Origin of the sequence: Anoxybacillus sp. EFIL (assembly GCF_013096955.1) — a bacterium.
Classification (GTDB): Bacteria; Bacillota; Bacilli; order Bacillales; family Anoxybacillaceae; genus Anoxybacillus; species Anoxybacillus ayderensis.
Map to the genome: position 1 here is coordinate 1 of NZ_SDLH01000004.1, position 16,248 is coordinate 16,248.

Sequence of the window (16,248 nt, forward strand, 5' to 3'; positions counted from 1 at the left end):
AAAATGGAAGGAACGAATAACAAGATCAAGCTGATCAAACGTCGGGGATATGGATACAGAAATATCCAGCGTTTTGCATTACGGGTTCGGTTAGAAACGACTAACATACTTTAATGGCAGGTGCAAGTACATCTTTTGGTGATGAACCATTTTATTGTATTCACAATGATACTCGTTACCTTCTAAAATATACATATAGTCACGTTTTTCGAAAATGATAATATGCCATCCTTGTTCAAGGTCAAAGAAAGGTCGATCCATTGTACCGTTTGGAATATCATGTTCATCCCAACCGACTAATAATTGATCTACAAAATCCCACCATGGAAATGAAGTGAGAATTTCATTCTGCTTCGCACTATAGAAAAAAAGATGTTTTCCCCATGTCTTGTTACTTTTAACTGTCACTATGATTTCAAAGTCATCAATGATCGGAAACAACTTCAAATCTAGTGTTTTTAGGGAATTTTCACATACATTTAGCACCTTTTTATTGTTTAACGTCCGACTTTTTCGTCTACAATGGAACAACCCACTTCTTGTTCCTTCTACTAACATGATTTACCCCACCTTACCGAATCGCTTCTAACACTTCCCTAAACCGCTTCCGCTCATCATGCCATTTCGCCTCTTCCAACTCTAATTGAATCGGAATATCACAATGAATGGCTGCAAGTTTGCGCGATAAATGAAGCAAGTCAAGATGTTCTGTTATTTTTTGTTGTTGCGCTTTTGTTAAGTTCGCTAAATTTGCGATGATTCCTTCAATTGATCCATATTGTTGAATGAGTTTAACCGCTTGTTTTTCTCCGATCCCGCGCACACCTGGATAATTGTCGCTTGCATCGCCCATGAGTGCTTTGACATCAATAAGCTGCTGTGGCTGAATCCCTTTTTCTTCAATAAAACGGTCGAGCGTATACGCTTCGTAGTTGCCGATTCCTTTAGCCAATAAGTAAACCGTGACACGCTCGGAAAGAAGCTGAAATAAATCACGATCTCCGGTCATAATCGAAATGCGCATCTCCTCACGATATTGCTTCACAAGCGAGCCGATGCAATCGTCCGCTTCGGCATTCAGTACACCGATATTTGGAATGCCTAGCATCGCGACGACTTCTTTCGCCAAATCAAACTGCGGAATTAATTCATGCGGCGGCTCGCCACGATTCGCCTTATAGTCCGGAAACCATTCGGTGCGAAACGTCGTACTTCCCATATCCCAACAACAGACGACATGCGTCGGTTGAAGCGCATTTGTCGCCGCTTCAATATACTTTACTACCCCATATACCGCATTCGTCGGCACTCCACGGCTATTCATCATCCATCTCGGCGCTGTCGCATAAAACGACCGAAACAATAACGCCATTCCGTCAATCAACAACAAATGTTCTCGTTCCATCACTCGTTATCCTTTCTATGTATCGATGAAACAAGTATAACAAAAAACCACCCCAGATGGGATGGTAGAAATAATGAAGCTAGCCTTCTGCAAATAATCTTCTTCCGATATCATATCCAACTGCTCCGATGTAAATCGGTACGACAAAAGCAACAGACGGATAAAACGGAATGGATACAAGCGTTGCAATGATAAAAACGACTGCCGAATGAAATTTCTTATCGAAAAACAAAAGAACACCTTCTGTCACTATACAAACAAGCAAAATGAGCAACAACGCAAATGGAAAAACAGCCCACGTAAACGACCATGAACTGAATAGTGAAAGCGCTAAGGAAAACAACACAATCGACAGGAAAACTTTTTTGAAAAATAGTTTCATAACTCACTTCCTTTATTATCTGGATAAAAGAAAAAGAGTGGCAAACTCCTACGCTGTTTTGACTGTCCCCTTTTCTTCCAATCTGTGACCGAACGGACAATTTTTCTATCGATTAAGCAATATAATCTCCCTAGCCTCAATGTCTCTGCTTTCTTTACTTTGACTCATAGTCTGAGGAGTGGCAAGAATGACTTTCACAGTTACTTCTTCCGTAAAGTCGTCAACACTTCATTTGTTGCCATCTTCATCACTGAATTTTGTTTGATCTGTGATTCGGACTGTACAAGGATAGCTTATATCCTCTACGTTATTTTTCCTTTTCTTTACTTCATGGGAACAGTCCACGACAAAATAATTTTCTCCAATACTATAAAGCGTCCCTTCAAAAGACTTTGTTCCCGTGCAACCAATCAAGAGTAAACGAAAACAGCAGTTTTAATCATTCGAATGATACTCCTTTGTTTTTATATATACCAATCCCCTTTTTTATAACAAATTGTATATAAAGAAGCAAAAAACCACCCTACGATAAAGGGTGGCTTACATGAGAAGAACCGCGAATCGTTTGTTTTTTTGTTAGTTCTTCATCGACTGTTAATAACGTTTTGTTTTCCCAGCTGACGAAGTAATCTTCCCATAAGACGTGGCAACGATCATCGGTTACTTCTAGCACAATGCCTCTCGTTCCATCCAGATAGACGACGCAGTCTCCGATGTGAAACATAGCGATCACCCTAGACGGAAGACGATGCCATGACCACCGCGTGGATATTCCCACCGAATGTTTTCGTGCGGACAGCCAATGCGACAGCTGCCGCACTCATGACAGCCTTCATAGCCAACATGCATGCGAATATCTTCCCATTTATAAACAGCTGCTGGACAAAAAATGGTACAAATTTTATCGGGACATTTCGTTAAACAAATGTTGTCATCAAGCACGTGAAGATGCGATTTCGTATCCGCATTAAAGCGAACTAAATATTGCTTTTCTTCAATCGTTTGCGCCTTCATCATTTCATCACCTTCCATGCTTTCATCATATCGCGTGCCAGCTTAAACTTTTGTTTCGTTGAGCCAAGATCACGCCAAATTTTTTTCTGTTTTTCCCATTTCGATGCCCCATCCACCGTAAACATTTGGCTTGTTGCGCGGTTGAGCATCGGGATGTATTGCTCAAAATATTGTGGGAACGATTCAAAATGATGGGTCGCATCTTTATATTTTTTCAAGTCTTGCCCGATAAAGCTTTCCATCAGTTTCATTCGGTATTGATCAAGCATGCTTTCCGAAAAGTCTTTTTGCTCTTTTGCCATAATGATTGTTTCTGCCGCTAACCGACCGGACGTCATCGCCATATTGGAACCTTCGCGATGAATCGCATTGACAAGCTGTGCCGCATCCCCAACAACAAGCACCCCGTTGCCTGCCACTTTCGGAATGGAATGATAACCACCTTCTGGAATTAAGTGCGCTAAATATTCGACAGGTTCACTCCCTTGAATGTATGGACGAATCATCGGGTGGTTTTTCACATACTCAAGTAGCTCATACGGCTTGATTTTATGTTTAATTAATCCGGATAAAAGCGTACCGACACCGATGCTAAGCGTATCTTTATTCGTATATAAAAATCCTGTTCCTAAAATCCCCTTTGTCGCATCACCAAAAATCTCAATTGTACAGCCTTGATTGGCTTCAAGATTAAAGCGGTCTTCAATCACGTTTTTATCTAGTTTTAAAATTTCCATCGTCGCTAAAGCGACTTCATCTGGTCGCCATTCGCGATGAAACCCAAGCTGTTTCGCTAAAAGGGAGTTGACACCGTCTGCTAACACGACTACATCGGCATAAATGTCGCCATCTGGTCGGTCTGTGCGGACACCGACGACGCGACCGTTTTCAACGATGCATTCGACCGCTACCGTTTCACAAACGAGCAGTGCTCCTTGTTCGACCGCTTTTTCGGCAAACCATTGGTCAAATTTGGCACGCAATACGGTAAAATTGTTATACGGCTCCCGTCCCCATTCTAATCCTTTGTAACTAAACGTCACCGCCGATTCTTTATCCATCATCATAAATCGCTGCTCGACGATCGGGCGTTCTAGCGGTGCTTCTTTATAAAACTCTGGGATAATGTCTTCCATCATTTTTCGGTACAATACACCGCCCATGACGTTTTTCGCTCCTGGGTATTCGCCGCGCTCTAAAAGTAGCACGTTAACCCCTGCTTTTGCTAGTTCATAGGCACAAGCCGTTCCAGCTGGGCCTGCACCAACAACGATACAATCAAATTTTTCAGGCATGGCGGATCTCCTCCTTTACATCGGCAGCTGCTTTTATCTTCGGAATTTCTTCTTTCAATCGTTCAATTAAAAGCGGGACGATTTCAAACGCATCGCCGACAATACCGTAATGGCATGATTGGAAAATCGGAGCGTTCGGGTCTTTATTAATAGCGATAATGAGATCCGAGTTTTGCATGCCGACGACGTGCTGAATTGCACCAGAAATACCGATCGCAAAATAAATTTTTGGCGTGACGGTTACGCCGGTTTGTCCGACTTGGTGATGATGGTCAATCCATCCTGCCTCCACGACGTCACGGCTCGCCCCAACTGCACCGCCAAGCACTTCTGCCAGCTGATGAATGAGCTGAAACCCTTCTTTGCTCCCCATCCCTTTTCCGCCAGCCACAACAATGTCCGCTTCGTCAATACGCACTTTTTTCGCTGTCTCTCTCACAATCTGTAACACTTTCGTCCGCATTTCTTCTTCGTGTAACTCAATATGCTCCTCAACCACTCGACCTGTACGCGACGGATCTGGCGGTAGCGCTTTCATCACTTTTGGACGAACAGTAGCCATTTGTGGACGATATTTTTTACATAAAATCGTCGCCATAATATTTCCGCCAAACGCTGGGCGGCTCGCTAACAGTAACCCTGTATCTTCTTCAATATCAAGTATTGTCGTATCCGCTGTTAATCCTGTCGGTAAATCAGTTGCGATGGCACTCGCCAAATCTTTTCCAGATGGCGTCGCCCCGTATAAAATGACTTCTGGTTTATGCTTATGGCAACAATCAAGCAAAGCGCGCATGTATGGTTCTGTTCGGTAATGTTCAAAAATTGGATCATCATATACATATACAACGTCTGCACCATATTGAAAAAGTGTTGGGGCAAGTGCTTTTACACCACTACCAATGAAAACTCCTGCGAGCTCTGTTTTACGTTTATCTGCTAGCACCCGTCCTGCTCCTAATAATTCTAACGATACAGGAGCAATTTGCCCGTCTTTCACTTCAATGTATATCCATATCCCCCGATAATCATCGAAATTCATGCGCTACTCCCCCTATGAAAAAAGCTCTTTTTTCTCAAGTATAATAGACAACAGTTCGTTCACTTGCTCTTCTTTTGTTCCTGTTAATATTTTTCCACCTTCTGGCTTCGGTGGTGCCCATACTTTTGATACAATCGTTGGAGATCCTTTCAATCCTAGTTGTTTGCGGTCAACATCTTCTAAGTCGTCTGCAGTCCAAATCGTTGGTTGATATCGTGCGGCTTTAATCATGTTTGGCAATGGTGCGAAGGAGATGTCATTGATGTCTTTTTCGACAGTAAACAAACAAGGTAATTGCGATTTCACCACTTCATAACCATCTTCTAATTTGCGATGAACGATCGCATACCCTTTTTCTTTATTCACTTCAACAACTTTGTTTACACCAGTTAGAGGAGGAATGTTTAAACGACGTGCAATGCCAGGTCCGACTTGCCCCGTATCCCCATCGATCGTCATTTTTCCACAAATGATGAGGTCAATCGGACGATGTTTGGCGATTTTTTCGAGCGCCTTTGTAAGCGCATAGCTTGTAGCGAGCGTATCCGCTCCAGCAAATGCTCGGTCTGAAATCATATACCCTTCATCAGCCCCGAGCTCGATACATTTTTTTATGGCTTTGACTGCTGGTGGAGGACCCATCGTTAAAACAGATACGATTCCACCGTACTTCTTTTTTAAACGAACAGCCTCTTCTACCGCATGCGCATCATACGGGTTTAAAATAGCAGGGGCGCTCGCACGGTCCATCGTATTCGTTTTCGGGTTCATTTTAATAATTTTCGTATCTGGCACTTGCTTAATACAAGCTACAATATGTAGCATATGTTCACCTCCAAACCTAATATATACATATTTTAGCATAATGAATAAATCCTTCGTCATAACAATCAGAAAATTTACTATTTTGTTCACAATTTCAACGAATAGTCGCTCGAATGACGACACCACGACGAACCATTTCTTCAATATAGCGATCTCCTGGAACGATTTGTTCAGGTGGATATGCCCCACGCTTTTGAATCGTTCCGTCGCCAATCATTTGTGCAACGACAGAAACCGTATATGCCGTTGAACGTGCCATCGCTGTAACTTGTTTTTGTCGGTCTTTTTCTGTCACCATTTCGTACTCGTACGTTCTTTCTTTCCCATCTTTTTCACCCGAAACAATTACGCGCAACAAGACGACATCGTCTTTTTCTTTTAAATCTAAAAGCGGCGTAAGCACTTTTAACAATACGTCACGCGGACGTACGATCACTCCGTTGACTTCTACTTCGTAGTCTCGACGCGTGAATTGTAAATCGACAAGAAGCTGAAATTTTTCTGCATGACCAGGATAGCGAATCGTTTTATATTCCAAACATTTTACATGCGGGTAAGAGCGCGGCAACGTCGATGTTCCTCCTGATGTATGGAACGCTTCAAGCGGTCCAAAACGCTCAAAATAAATCGTTTCAACTTCTGATAAAGACGGTACTTGTTGCTTTTGTCCATCACGAATAATTAAGGATGGATCGGTGTAATGATCGAGTAAACCTTCAAGCGAAAAGACGTGATTATATCCAAGTGGCGGTTCTGGCCGAAGAGGAATACCGCCAACATATAATTTAATGGTATGAACGCGATCCAGTTGACTCGCTCCATATCCTGTTAAAATATTAATCATTCCTGGGGCAACACCTAAATCTGGAATTAATGTAACTCCTGCTCGTTTTGCTTGTTCGTGTAAAGCGAGGACACGATCTGTCATATGTCCGATATGCCCACCTAAGTCTACTGCGTGTACACCCGTTTCAATGGCCGCTTTGGCGACAGTTTCGTTAAACGTATAAAAAAGTGCATTGATGGCTACATCATGTCCCCGCATCGCAGCCTGCAGTTCTTGATCATTCGCTGCATCCACTCGCTTCACTTTCACTTTTTCTGATGCCAACGAACGTTGGACGGCTTTTGCTTTTTCCTCATCGACATCCGCAAGTGTTACCGATGATACTGCTTGCTGTTCAACTAAATCACGCACCGCTTCTTTTCCCATTAAACCTGCTCCAAGAACAATGACATTCATCGTCTAACCTCCTTCACACATCAATTTGGGCGCGTTGTAATTTGCCACTATAGTCAACGTAAATACTTTTCCATTCCGTAAATACATCGAGTGCTGCGACACCTGAATCACGATGTCCGTTGCCTGTTCCTTTTGTTCCACCAAAAGGCAAATGAATTTCTGCCCCTGTTGTTCCTGCATTCACATATACAATTCCTGTATCGAAATCACGCATCGCCGTAAACGCTCGATGAATATCTCGTGTAAAAATAGCACTAGAAAGCCCATAATCAACGCTGTTATTCACTTCAATCGCTTCTTCTAAACTGCGAACGGATATAATTGATGTGACCGGACCGAAAATTTCTTCCCGCGCAATCCGCATCATCGGTGTAACGTTTGTGAACAACGTTGGAGCGTAATAAAATCCACCTTTGTATGGCTCATCTTGCAGCATATACCCACCTGCAAGTAACGTTGCCCCTTCATTTTTTCCGATTTGAACGTAATGGTGAATTTTTTGTAACGCATCTTGATTAATGACTGGTCCGACTTTCACTCCTTCCTCTAGTCCGTTTCCAACCGTTAATGTGCTTATCGCTGCGAGTAACCGTTCTTCCACTTGTTTTTTTACATGTTCATGAACGATAACTCGACTGCACGCAGTACAACGCTGGCCTGATGTACCAAAAGCACTCCATATGATGGCTTCTACAGCAAGCGCTATATCTGCATCATCCATGACGATAATGGCATTTTTCCCACCCATTTCAAGCGATACTTTTTTCAAATGACGCCCGCACATTTCCGCAATGCGCCGGCCAACTTCATTGGATCCTGTAAACGAAATGACTTTTACATCACGATGCTCGACAAGCGCTTCACCAACAACAGAACCTCGTCCATGTACAACATTAAATACACCGTTTGGTAAGCCTGCCTCCTCAAATATTTGCGCAAGTTGCTGTGCCATGATCGGTGTTTCTAGCGCTGGTTTCCAAACAACTGCATTGCCGGTAACGATCGCAGGAAATGCCTTCCACGTTGCGATGGCGATTGGAAAGTTCCAAGGGGTGATTAATCCGACGACACCAATCGGCGCACGGACGCTCATTGCGAACTTATTCGGCAACTCCGACGGGGTCGTATCGCCAAATAATCGTCTCCCTTCCCCTGCCATGTAAAACGCCATATCAATTCCTTCTTGTACTTCTCCACGTGCTTCTTCAATCACTTTTCCCATCTCCATCGTTAATAGGCGAGCCATTTGTTCTTTTCGCTCTTGTAGTAACATGCCCACCTTATAAAGCACTTCAGCTCGTTTTGGGGCTGGAACGAGCGCCCATGCTTTTTGGGCTCGTTTTGCCGCCAACACCGCCTGTTCGACATCTTGTTCGTTTGATATCGTCACTTCTCCAATACACTCACCATTCGCAGGATTCACAATCGGCACAAACTGATTGCTGACCGATGACACCCATCGCCCGTCTATATAGTTTAATACTTTCATTGTTTTCCTCCCCTCGCCTGTTCCATTGTTAAAAATGGAGATAATACGTTCGGATCTGTCATGACTTCAATCACGGTTGGCTTATTGTTTTGGAGTGCTGTAGTAAACGCGGATGAAAATTGTTCTCCTGTTTCTACACGCATACTATCAGCTCCGAAGCAACGCGCTATACTTGCAAACGATATATCGCTTAAATCTGTCCCGATAACGCGCTTTGGATAACGAAGCTCTTGATACATGCGAATCGTTCCATACATTTGATTGTTAAACACCACACTAATGACAGGAATGTTGTATCGAACGGCTGTTTCTAGCTCCTGGATCGTCATCATAAACCCGCCATCTCCACTTAATGAAACGACGGGACGATGTGGATTTGCTAATTTTGCACCAATGGCTGCTGGTAATCCGTATCCCATCGCTCCTGATGTTGGCCCAATATATGTATGTTGCTGAAATTGAAAAAATGAATGGAGCCAACTTGCGAAATTGCCCGCATCATTTGTAATGATCGCTTCGGATGGGAGAAGATGTTGAAGGGTGTGGATCATTTCTTCGTTTACATTCCGTTTTATGGACGGAAGTGATGAAACTCGTTCGTATGTTTCCCGCCGTTCTTGTACCCAATCTGTCCATGATGGCTGAAGTTGAATATTTAACAACCGACTTAACGCTTCTTTCGCATCAGAAACAACGCCAATATGTGGAGAATACGTGACACCGATGACATCGTAATCGATGTCGATATGAATAAGTTTTTGCGTCGATAATAACTTATAATCTTGTGTCGTCACTTCTGACAAGCGCGTACCGATGGCTAAAACAACATCTGCTTGTTCCACCGTTTCAATGATCGCTCGTTGTGTCCCTAAACCAAGATGACCAACATAAAGAGGATGATTGTTTGGAAATACATCGTGCCGACGAAAAGAAGACATGACGGGAAGTGACCATTTTTCCGCAAATAAACGAAGGGCATCGATTGCTTTTGACCATATAATTCCTCCGCCCGCAATGACAATCGGTCGCCTCGCTGACTGCAACAACTGCTCAATGCGTTGAATATCCTCCTCGTTCGGTGCTGGTTTTGGAACAATCGTTTTTGAAAACGTCACATGATCGACTTGTTCATGAAGAACATCTTCAGGAAGCGCAACGACAACGGGCCCAGGCCTTCCTGTTTGAGCAATTCGAAACGCCCGTGTCAACAACTCAGGCAATCTTTGTGCATCGTCAATTTCTACTGCCCATTTGGCTATCGGACGAAAACATGCTTCAACATCTATTTCTTGAAAGCCTTCGCGTCCTCGAAACGCCCGTGCAACTTGTCCTAACAATACAACCATTGGCGTCGAATCTTGTCTTGCTGTATGAATACCGATGGCGGCATTTGTTGCTCCTACCCCTCTTGTCGCCATCACCACACCGACTTTTTTGCTCGCTTTCGCATATCCTTCTGCCATAAATGCGGCGCCGCCTTCATGACGAGCAGAAATGAGTTGGATCGTTTTCTCAGAAAAAAGGGCATCAAGAATCGGTAAATAACTTTCCCCTGGTACACAAAAGACATGGGAAACGTCTTCGCTTTTTAAACATTGAACGATCGCCTCCGCTGCATTCACTACAAGCCCTCCTTTCTTTTTGTATCATGTATACACAAATGAAATCGTTTTATGACCCATTCAGTTGCCCCTTTCACATATTTGGATGTGGCCGAATAGAAATCGTTTGATACGCGGTAAAAAATTCGATGGCCGCTTGCCCTTGTTCGCGCGTACCTGAGCTTGATTGCTTCATCCCGCCAAACGGTGCTTGCGGTTCCGCACCGCCTGTCTCGCCGTTCACTTGCACCATTCCCACCTCGATATGTTCAATAAAGTAAAGCGCTTTCGATACATCGTTTGTAAATAGCGACGCGCTTAAGCCATAAATGCTGTCGTTTGCCATTTCAATCGCTTCATCAATGGATGCCGCTTCTACAATCGATAAGACAGGGCCAAATATTTCTTCCGTCGCAATAATGGCGCGATGAGAAACAGAATCAAATACAGTTGGCTCAATATACCAGCCCACATCATCGCTCGCTCCCCCTCCAATAAGCAGCCGTCCTTCTTGTTTTCCAATATGGATATAGCGCTGAACCGTTTCAAATTGTCCTTTCGAGACAACCGGCCCCATCGTCACTTGTTCGTCCATTCCATTTCCAACTCGAATACGTCTCACCTGTTCCATTACATGCGTTCGAAATACATCGATAATCTCTTTCTCAACAAATACGCGACTCGTTGCCGTACAACGTTGCCCCGTTTGTTTCATCGCTCCTTCTACAACGAGTCGTGCCGCAAATTCGATATTTGCATCTTTTAAAACGATAGCTGGATTTTTTCCACCGAGTTCAAGTTGATATTTCGCCCCACGAGCTGCTGCTTTTTTTGCAATTTCACTACCAATCGCATTCGAGCCTGTAAACGTAATCGCATCGACATCTTTATGTTCGACAATGGCATCACCAATCGTGCTTCCACGGCCGACAACAAAGTTTAAAACTCCTGGAGGTAAGCCTGCTTCTGCAAACAATTCAACGATGCGAGCTCCTGTAGCGCTTGCTTCTAGTGCAGGCTTAAATACAACCGTATTTCCATAAACGAGGGCAGGGGCAATTTTCCATATCGGGATAGCTAGCGGAAAATTCCACGGAGCAATGACAGCTACAACCCCGACAGGCACACGTTTTGTAAAAAATAAATTTTTTGCGTCAAATGACGGTAACACTTCCCCTACTTTTCGCAACCCTTCTCCCGCATAATAACGTAAAATAGCTGCGCTACGATATACTTCTCCTTTCGTTTCAACAAAACGCTTCCCCATTTCTTTCGTAGCCAATTCCGCCAATTCATCCGCATATTGCTCAAATAAATGAGCGACTTTTTGCAAATACGCGCCACGCTCTGGGGCAGCCGTTTGCGCCCATTTTTTCTTTGCTTTCACCGCAGCAAACACCGCCTCATTCACATCATGAACAGATGAACCGGCCACGGTCGCAACAAGCTCTTTTTGATCAGCTGGATTGTATCGCTCAATCGTTTCACTTTTCCCTTCAGTCCATTCACCATCAATGTAGTTTTTCACTTCACGCATCATTTCACCACCTTTTGTTGTACTTCTGCTAATAGTTGACGCAAAACGGAAAAACCACGCTCTAGCTGTTCATCGGTCATCACAAGCGGCGGTAAAAAGCGTACAACGTTGCTGTATAATCCAGCGCTTAAAAAGATCGCTCCGCGCTTCCATGCATGGGAAACGATGTATGCTGTTTGTTCTTTCGCTGGCGTTTTTTGCTCGCGATCTGTCACAAGCTCGATCGCGCACATCGCCCCCAGCCCGCGCACATCGCCAACGATGTCAAACTGTTGCTTCATTTCTTGTAAAAGCGTCATCATTTTTTCACCAAGATGACGGGCACGCACAATAAGCTGTTCTTCTTCAATGACATCTAAAACAGCGAGTGCGGCTACACATGCCAATGGACTTCCAGAAAACGTACCACCAAGCTGACCAACTTCAGGGGCATCCATTATTTCACTTCGGCCAACGACTGCACTGATCGGCACACCCGCTCCCATCGACTTCGACAATGTCATTAAATCAGGTGCTACACCGAAGTGTTCCATCGCAAACATACGCCCGGTTCGAGCAAAACCAGTTTGAATTTCATCAGCAATCATCACGATGCCATGCTCGTCGCAAATGCGACGAATCGCCTGCATAAATTTCGCCGATGGAACGACAAATCCACCTTCTCCTTGTACAGGTTCAATAATGATCGCGGCCACATGATCAGGTGCCACTTCCGCAGTAAAAAACTGTTGCAGTGCTGCGATTAACTGTTCATCCACCTCATCTGCCGTTTGCCCGTTTGCCCGATAATAGTATGGATATGGAAATTTATACACCTCTGGAGCGAATGGACCAAATCCTTTTTTATATGGCATCACTTTGCTTGTTAGCGACATCGTTAATAGCGTCCGACCATGATATCCACCTGTAAATGACACAATCGCCGGGCGACCTGTATACTTTCTTGCAATTTTCACGGCGTTTTCCACTGCTTCCGCACCACTATTTAAAAAAATCGTTTTTTTCGGAAAATCACCCGGAGTTAGCTCATTTAATTTTTCTGCTAACAACACGTACGATTCGTAAGGCGTCACGTGAAAACATGGATGAATAAACGCTGCCGCCTGCTGCTGAATGGCAGCGACTACTTTTGGGTGACAATGTCCAACGTTTTGTACACCAATTCCCCCCGCAAAGTCGATATATTCGCGATCATCTATGTCGCGAATGATCGCTCCTTTTGCTTCTTTAATAAAAATTTCCGTCACGTTGTATGGCGCTCTTGCAACCGCTTCTCTTCTTCGTTCCATCCAATTCGACATGATCTCTCCTCCTTCGACAAATAAAAAGCCAGTTTAATCATCGTGATGACACAATGACTAAACTGGCTGGTGCTTATGCGTTGCTCGCCGATCAGACGAGTAAAATAAGCTCCACAGCTTTTACTTATTTGCTTTTATTTTAAGACAATCTTTTTGATTTTGTCAAACTATTTTTAAAATAAAAAATATTTACAAAATAAATGCGTTGTTTTATACTGAAAATAGCTAGCCCCACCAAACAACTGACCGTTTGGCTTCGGGTAGCAACGTAACTTTTTTTGTTAAAGAACTGTTCCGATTCGACCGACTTTCTTTTCGAAAGGCACGCTCGAATCGTTTATGCCAGTTCCTTTCCTGTACGTTGTAGGAGGGGACTGGTTTTTTTATTACGAAAATGGAGGTGAACGAATGGCCGGAGCTTTAGATGGGATTCGAGTAATTGACTTGACGCGCGTTCTCGCTGGCCCATACGCCACAATGATTTTAGGTGATCTCGGGGCAGATGTCATAAAAATCGAAGTACCGGGAGGGTCAGATGATACACGTTTTTGGGGACCACCATTTCAAAACGGGATGAGCGCCTACTATGCAGCGGTCAATCGAAACAAGCGAAGCATAACTGTCAATTTAAAAGATGAAAGCGGAAAAGAAACGATTCGTCAACTTTCGAAAACAGCCGACATTATCATTCACAATTTTAAAACTGGAACGATGGAACGACTTGGGCTTGGGTATGATGATTTGTCCGCCATCAATCCGAAACTCATCTACTGTTCAATTACTGGATTTGGTGAAACAGGGCCGTATCATCATTTAGCTGGCTACGATTATATTATTCAAGCGATGAGCGGCTGGATGAGCATTAACGGGACAGAACAATCCGGACCATTAAAAGTCGGCGTGGCGGTCACAGATATCTTCACAGGTTTGTATGCAGCGATCGCCGTACAAGCAGCACTCATCGCTCGGCAAAAAACAGGAAGCGGACAAAAAATTGATTTAAGTTTATTTGATTGTGCCATTAGTGCGCTTGTAAACGTCGCTTCGAATTATCTCATGTCCGGTGAAGTGCCAAAACCGTTAGGAAACGATCATCCAAACATCGTTCCGTATTCGACATATGAAGCAAGCGATGGTTTGTTTGTTGTTGCCGTCGGAAACGATCGGCAATTTCAAGCACTATGCGAACTGCTAGAAGATCAATCGATTGGTGCAGATGAGCGATTTCGAACAAATGCCGGTAGAGTCGCTCATCGTCATGAACTAAATCGTCGGCTAAACGATGAATTAAAAAAGAAAACGCGCGCGCAATGGCAGAAATTGTTTGAACAAAAAGGCATTCCTTGCGGCCCTGTTCATACGCTCGATCAAGTGTTTCAACATGCACAAACGCACGCACGAAACATGCTCATCCACATGGATCACCCAGATGTTGGAACGTTAAAACTTGTCGGCACACCGTTAAAGTTTTCACACACACCGGTCACATATCGATTTGCTCCACCCCTTGCAGGGGAACATAACGATTTATTTATTAAAGGAGGAAAAAAACTTGATGAACTTTGATTTTACTCCAGAACAAGAAATGTTGCGACAAACGGTAAGAAAATTTGTTGATAAAGAAATTTTACCTCACATAAAAGAATGGGATGAACGAGGCTATTTCGATCCAAACATTTTAAAACGTCTTGCACAATTAAACTTAATGGGCGTATGCATTCCAGAGCAATACGGCGGAATGGGAATGGATTACAATTCACTAGCCATCGTATGTGAAGAGCTTGAGCGTGGAGATACTGCGTTTCGCACAGCCGTTTCTGTCCATATCGGACTTAATAGTTTAACACTACTTCAATGGGGAACAGAAGAACAAAAGCAAAAATATCTCGTGCCACAAGCAAAAGGGGAGAAAATTGGGGCATTCGGACTAACGGAGCCAAACGCTGGTTCAGATGTCGCAGCCATTTCCACAACCGCTGTACGCGATGGAGATGACTACATTTTAAACGGGCAAAAAACGTGGATTTCTCTTTGTGACATTGCCGACCATTTCATCGTTTTTGCTTACACAGATAAATCAAAAAAACATCGCGGTATTTCTGCTTTTATCGTTGAACGGACGATGCCTGGTTTTTCATCACGTGCCATCAAAGGAAAACTTGGCATTCGTGCAGGTAATACAGGTGAGCTGTTTTTCGACAATGTCCGCGTCCCAAAAGAAAATTTACTCGGGGAAGAAGGAGAAGGATTTAAAATTGCGATGTCCGCGCTCGATAACGGACGATTTACCGTTGCTGCTGGGGCGTGCGGCTTAATTATGGCTTGTTTAGAAGCAAGTGTGAAATATTGCCACGAACGAAAAACGTTTGGAAAAGAAATCGGCCGCCATCAACTCGTGCAACAAATGATTGCGAACATGGAAGCAGGGTTGCAAATGAGCCGTTTGCTCGTATATAAAGCAGGATTTTTGAAAAATAAAGGAAGACGAAATACGCGCGAAACGTCATTAGCGAAATGGATGGCATGCGACTTTGCAAATAAGGCGGCTGACGACGCAGTACAAATTCACGGGGCTTACGGCTATTCCAATGAATATCCTGTAGAGCGATATTTACGCAACTCAAAAGCGCCAGTCATTTACGAAGGAACGCGCGAAATTCATACAATTATGCAAGCGGAATACGTGCTTGGCTATCGTCAAGATAAACCGCTCCGAAAAATGCTTCCAGCTTGGGAAGAAAAATAGAAGGTGGCTCGTGTCACCTTCTATTTTTCTGAATGCATCTTTTCTTCTAGTTTACAATATTGTTTATACAAATCTTTTAATGCTGCGCATAACGCTTGATTTGCTTTTCCTAAATACCCTTCATGTAATTGAGCAAGCGGCTCGTCAATCCCATCTTTCAATGAATGTCCTTTTAACAATCGCGCTACATAATCACGGCCGTGTTCTGTTGCTAACGTACAAGAAGCATCCACGATGACACCGTACTTTTTATCTACTTCTGCTGTAATCGTCAACGTATCAAACACGCTTTTTGCCGCCATTCCTGAAGGCAATCGTGCATGACCGGCAATGAATTGCGTATTCATTCCTCTCCCCCCATCACCATG

At 43.7% G+C, this 16,248-nt stretch carries 17 protein-coding genes; 3 read left to right on the plus strand and 14 right to left on the minus strand.

The window, feature by feature from the left end; all coding sequences use genetic code 11:
- On the plus strand, window positions 1-114 hold a 114-nt coding region (locus ES017_RS07695), incomplete at its 5' end, for a transposase (protein WP_171334972.1).
- Here the strand turns inward: ES017_RS07695 and ES017_RS07700 are convergent.
- The 13 genes from ES017_RS07700 to gabT all read right to left on the minus strand — a co-directional run bounded on the left by ES017_RS07700 (window position 91) and on the right by gabT (window position 13,134).
- Window positions 91-558: a hypothetical protein gene (locus tag ES017_RS07700; RefSeq protein ID WP_042536425.1), complete on the minus strand. Its 468-nt coding sequence runs from the start codon at window positions 556-558 to the stop codon at window positions 91-93. The two genes, ES017_RS07695 and ES017_RS07700, sit on opposite strands and share 24 nt — an antisense overlap.
- 13 nt (window positions 559-571) lie before the next feature.
- Window positions 572-1,405, minus strand: coding sequence for a 5'-3' exonuclease (locus ES017_RS07705; RefSeq protein WP_171334973.1), 834 nt, complete (start codon window positions 1,403-1,405; stop codon window positions 572-574).
- A gap of 79 nt (window positions 1,406-1,484) precedes the next feature.
- Window positions 1,485-1,787 carry a hypothetical protein gene (locus ES017_RS07710; protein WP_019417792.1) on the minus strand — a complete coding sequence of 101 codons (303 nt, stop codon included), beginning with the start codon at window positions 1,785-1,787 and terminating at the stop codon, window positions 1,485-1,487.
- A 523-nt stretch (window positions 1,788-2,310) separates the two neighbouring features.
- Window positions 2,311-2,511, minus strand: coding sequence for a hypothetical protein (locus ES017_RS07715; protein WP_035067565.1), 201 nt, complete (start codon window positions 2,509-2,511; stop codon window positions 2,311-2,313).
- 5 nt (window positions 2,512-2,516) lie between these two features.
- Complete coding sequence (locus ES017_RS07720; RefSeq protein ID WP_006319754.1) at window positions 2,517-2,819, minus strand: ferredoxin family protein; 303 nt, start codon at window positions 2,817-2,819, stop codon at window positions 2,517-2,519.
- Complete coding sequence (locus tag ES017_RS07725; RefSeq protein ID WP_042536178.1) at window positions 2,801-4,096, minus strand: FAD-dependent oxidoreductase; 1,296 nt, start codon at window positions 4,094-4,096, stop codon at window positions 2,801-2,803. The genes ES017_RS07720 and ES017_RS07725 overlap by 19 nt, the downstream gene beginning before the upstream one ends.
- Window positions 4,089-5,138 (minus strand): electron transfer flavoprotein subunit alpha/FixB family protein, encoded by a 1,050-nt coding sequence (locus ES017_RS07730; protein WP_042536180.1) that lies wholly within the window; start codon window positions 5,136-5,138, stop codon window positions 4,089-4,091. Before ES017_RS07730 ends, ES017_RS07725 begins: the two co-directional genes overlap by 8 nt.
- Before the next feature lie 12 nt (window positions 5,139-5,150).
- Complete coding sequence (locus ES017_RS07735) at window positions 5,151-5,963, minus strand: electron transfer flavoprotein subunit beta/FixA family protein (RefSeq protein WP_021095276.1); 813 nt, start codon at window positions 5,961-5,963, stop codon at window positions 5,151-5,153.
- 94 nt (window positions 5,964-6,057) lie between these two features.
- Entirely contained in the window at window positions 6,058-7,206 is a 1,149-nt protein-coding gene (locus tag ES017_RS07740) for a saccharopine dehydrogenase family protein (protein WP_042895498.1), read from the minus strand.
- A 13-nt stretch (window positions 7,207-7,219) separates the two neighbouring features.
- Window positions 7,220-8,695, minus strand: coding sequence for an aldehyde dehydrogenase family protein (locus ES017_RS07745; RefSeq protein ID WP_042536182.1), 1,476 nt, complete (start codon window positions 8,693-8,695; stop codon window positions 7,220-7,222).
- On the minus strand, window positions 8,692-10,317 hold the full coding sequence (locus tag ES017_RS07750) for a thiamine pyrophosphate-binding protein (RefSeq protein ID WP_171334974.1): 1,626 nt from the start codon (window positions 10,315-10,317) through the stop codon (window positions 8,692-8,694). Before ES017_RS07750 ends, ES017_RS07745 begins: the two co-directional genes overlap by 4 nt.
- Window positions 10,318-10,390: 73 nt before the next feature.
- The gene (locus ES017_RS07755; RefSeq protein ID WP_084220377.1) at window positions 10,391-11,833 is read right to left on the minus strand and encodes an aldehyde dehydrogenase family protein; all 1,443 of its coding nucleotides are present in this window, start codon (window positions 11,831-11,833) and stop codon (window positions 10,391-10,393) included.
- Entirely contained in the window at window positions 11,833-13,134 is a 1,302-nt protein-coding gene (gene gabT / locus ES017_RS07760) for a 4-aminobutyrate--2-oxoglutarate transaminase (RefSeq protein WP_021095281.1), read from the minus strand. The genes ES017_RS07755 and gabT overlap by 1 nt, the downstream gene beginning before the upstream one ends.
- A 408-nt stretch (window positions 13,135-13,542) precedes the next feature.
- Here gabT and ES017_RS07765 point away from each other — a divergent pair, with 408 nt between their 5' ends.
- Both ES017_RS07765 and ES017_RS07770 read left to right on the plus strand, forming a co-directional pair.
- Complete coding sequence (locus ES017_RS07765) at window positions 13,543-14,700, plus strand: CaiB/BaiF CoA transferase family protein (RefSeq protein WP_171334975.1); 1,158 nt, start codon at window positions 13,543-13,545, stop codon at window positions 14,698-14,700.
- Window positions 14,690-15,880: an acyl-CoA dehydrogenase family protein gene (locus tag ES017_RS07770; protein ID WP_021095283.1), complete on the plus strand. Its 1,191-nt coding sequence runs from the start codon at window positions 14,690-14,692 to the stop codon at window positions 15,878-15,880. The genes ES017_RS07765 and ES017_RS07770 overlap by 11 nt, the downstream gene beginning before the upstream one ends.
- Before the next feature lie 20 nt (window positions 15,881-15,900).
- On the opposite strand, the gene ES017_RS07775 is transcribed toward ES017_RS07770, so the two are convergent.
- Window positions 15,901-16,227 (minus strand): DUF3870 domain-containing protein, encoded by a 327-nt coding sequence (locus ES017_RS07775; RefSeq protein WP_042536192.1) that lies wholly within the window; start codon window positions 16,225-16,227, stop codon window positions 15,901-15,903.
- Window positions 16,228-16,248: the final 21 nt, after the last annotated feature.

Excerpts from the sequence above, each read along its gene's own strand:
- ES017_RS07700 (WP_042536425.1), bottom strand. The coding sequence starts at position 558 with ATGTTAGTAGAAGGAACAAGAAGTGGGTTGTTCCATTGTAGACGAAAA.
- ES017_RS07705 (WP_171334973.1), bottom strand. The coding sequence starts at position 1,405 with ATGGAACGAGAACATTTGTTGTTGATTGACGGAATGGCGTTATTGTTT.
- ES017_RS07710 (WP_019417792.1), bottom strand. The coding sequence starts at position 1,787 with ATGAAACTATTTTTCAAAAAAGTTTTCCTGTCGATTGTGTTGTTTTCC.
- ES017_RS07715 (WP_035067565.1), bottom strand. The coding sequence starts at position 2,511 with ATGTTTCACATCGGAGACTGCGTCGTCTATCTGGATGGAACGAGAGGC.
- ES017_RS07720 (WP_006319754.1), bottom strand. The coding sequence starts at position 2,819 with ATGGAAGGTGATGAAATGATGAAGGCGCAAACGATTGAAGAAAAGCAA.
- ES017_RS07725 (WP_042536178.1), bottom strand. The coding sequence starts at position 4,096 with ATGCCTGAAAAATTTGATTGTATCGTTGTTGGTGCAGGCCCAGCTGGA.
- ES017_RS07730 (WP_042536180.1), bottom strand. The coding sequence starts at position 5,138 with ATGAATTTCGATGATTATCGGGGGATATGGATATACATTGAAGTGAAA.
- ES017_RS07735 (WP_021095276.1), bottom strand. The coding sequence starts at position 5,963 with ATGCTACATATTGTAGCTTGTATTAAGCAAGTGCCAGATACGAAAATT.
- ES017_RS07740 (WP_042895498.1), bottom strand. The coding sequence starts at position 7,206 with ATGAATGTCATTGTTCTTGGAGCAGGTTTAATGGGAAAAGAAGCGGTG.
- ES017_RS07745 (WP_042536182.1), bottom strand. The coding sequence starts at position 8,695 with ATGAAAGTATTAAACTATATAGACGGGCGATGGGTGTCATCGGTCAGC.
- ES017_RS07755 (WP_084220377.1), bottom strand. The coding sequence starts at position 11,833 with ATGCGTGAAGTGAAAAACTACATTGATGGTGAATGGACTGAAGGGAAA.
- gabT (WP_021095281.1), bottom strand. The coding sequence starts at position 13,134 with ATGTCGAATTGGATGGAACGAAGAAGAGAAGCGGTTGCAAGAGCGCCA.
- ES017_RS07765 (WP_171334975.1), top strand. The coding sequence starts at position 13,543 with ATGGCCGGAGCTTTAGATGGGATTCGAGTAATTGACTTGACGCGCGTT.
- ES017_RS07770 (WP_021095283.1), top strand. The coding sequence starts at position 14,690 with ATGAACTTTGATTTTACTCCAGAACAAGAAATGTTGCGACAAACGGTA.
- ES017_RS07775 (WP_042536192.1), bottom strand. The coding sequence starts at position 16,227 with ATGAATACGCAATTCATTGCCGGTCATGCACGATTGCCTTCAGGAATG.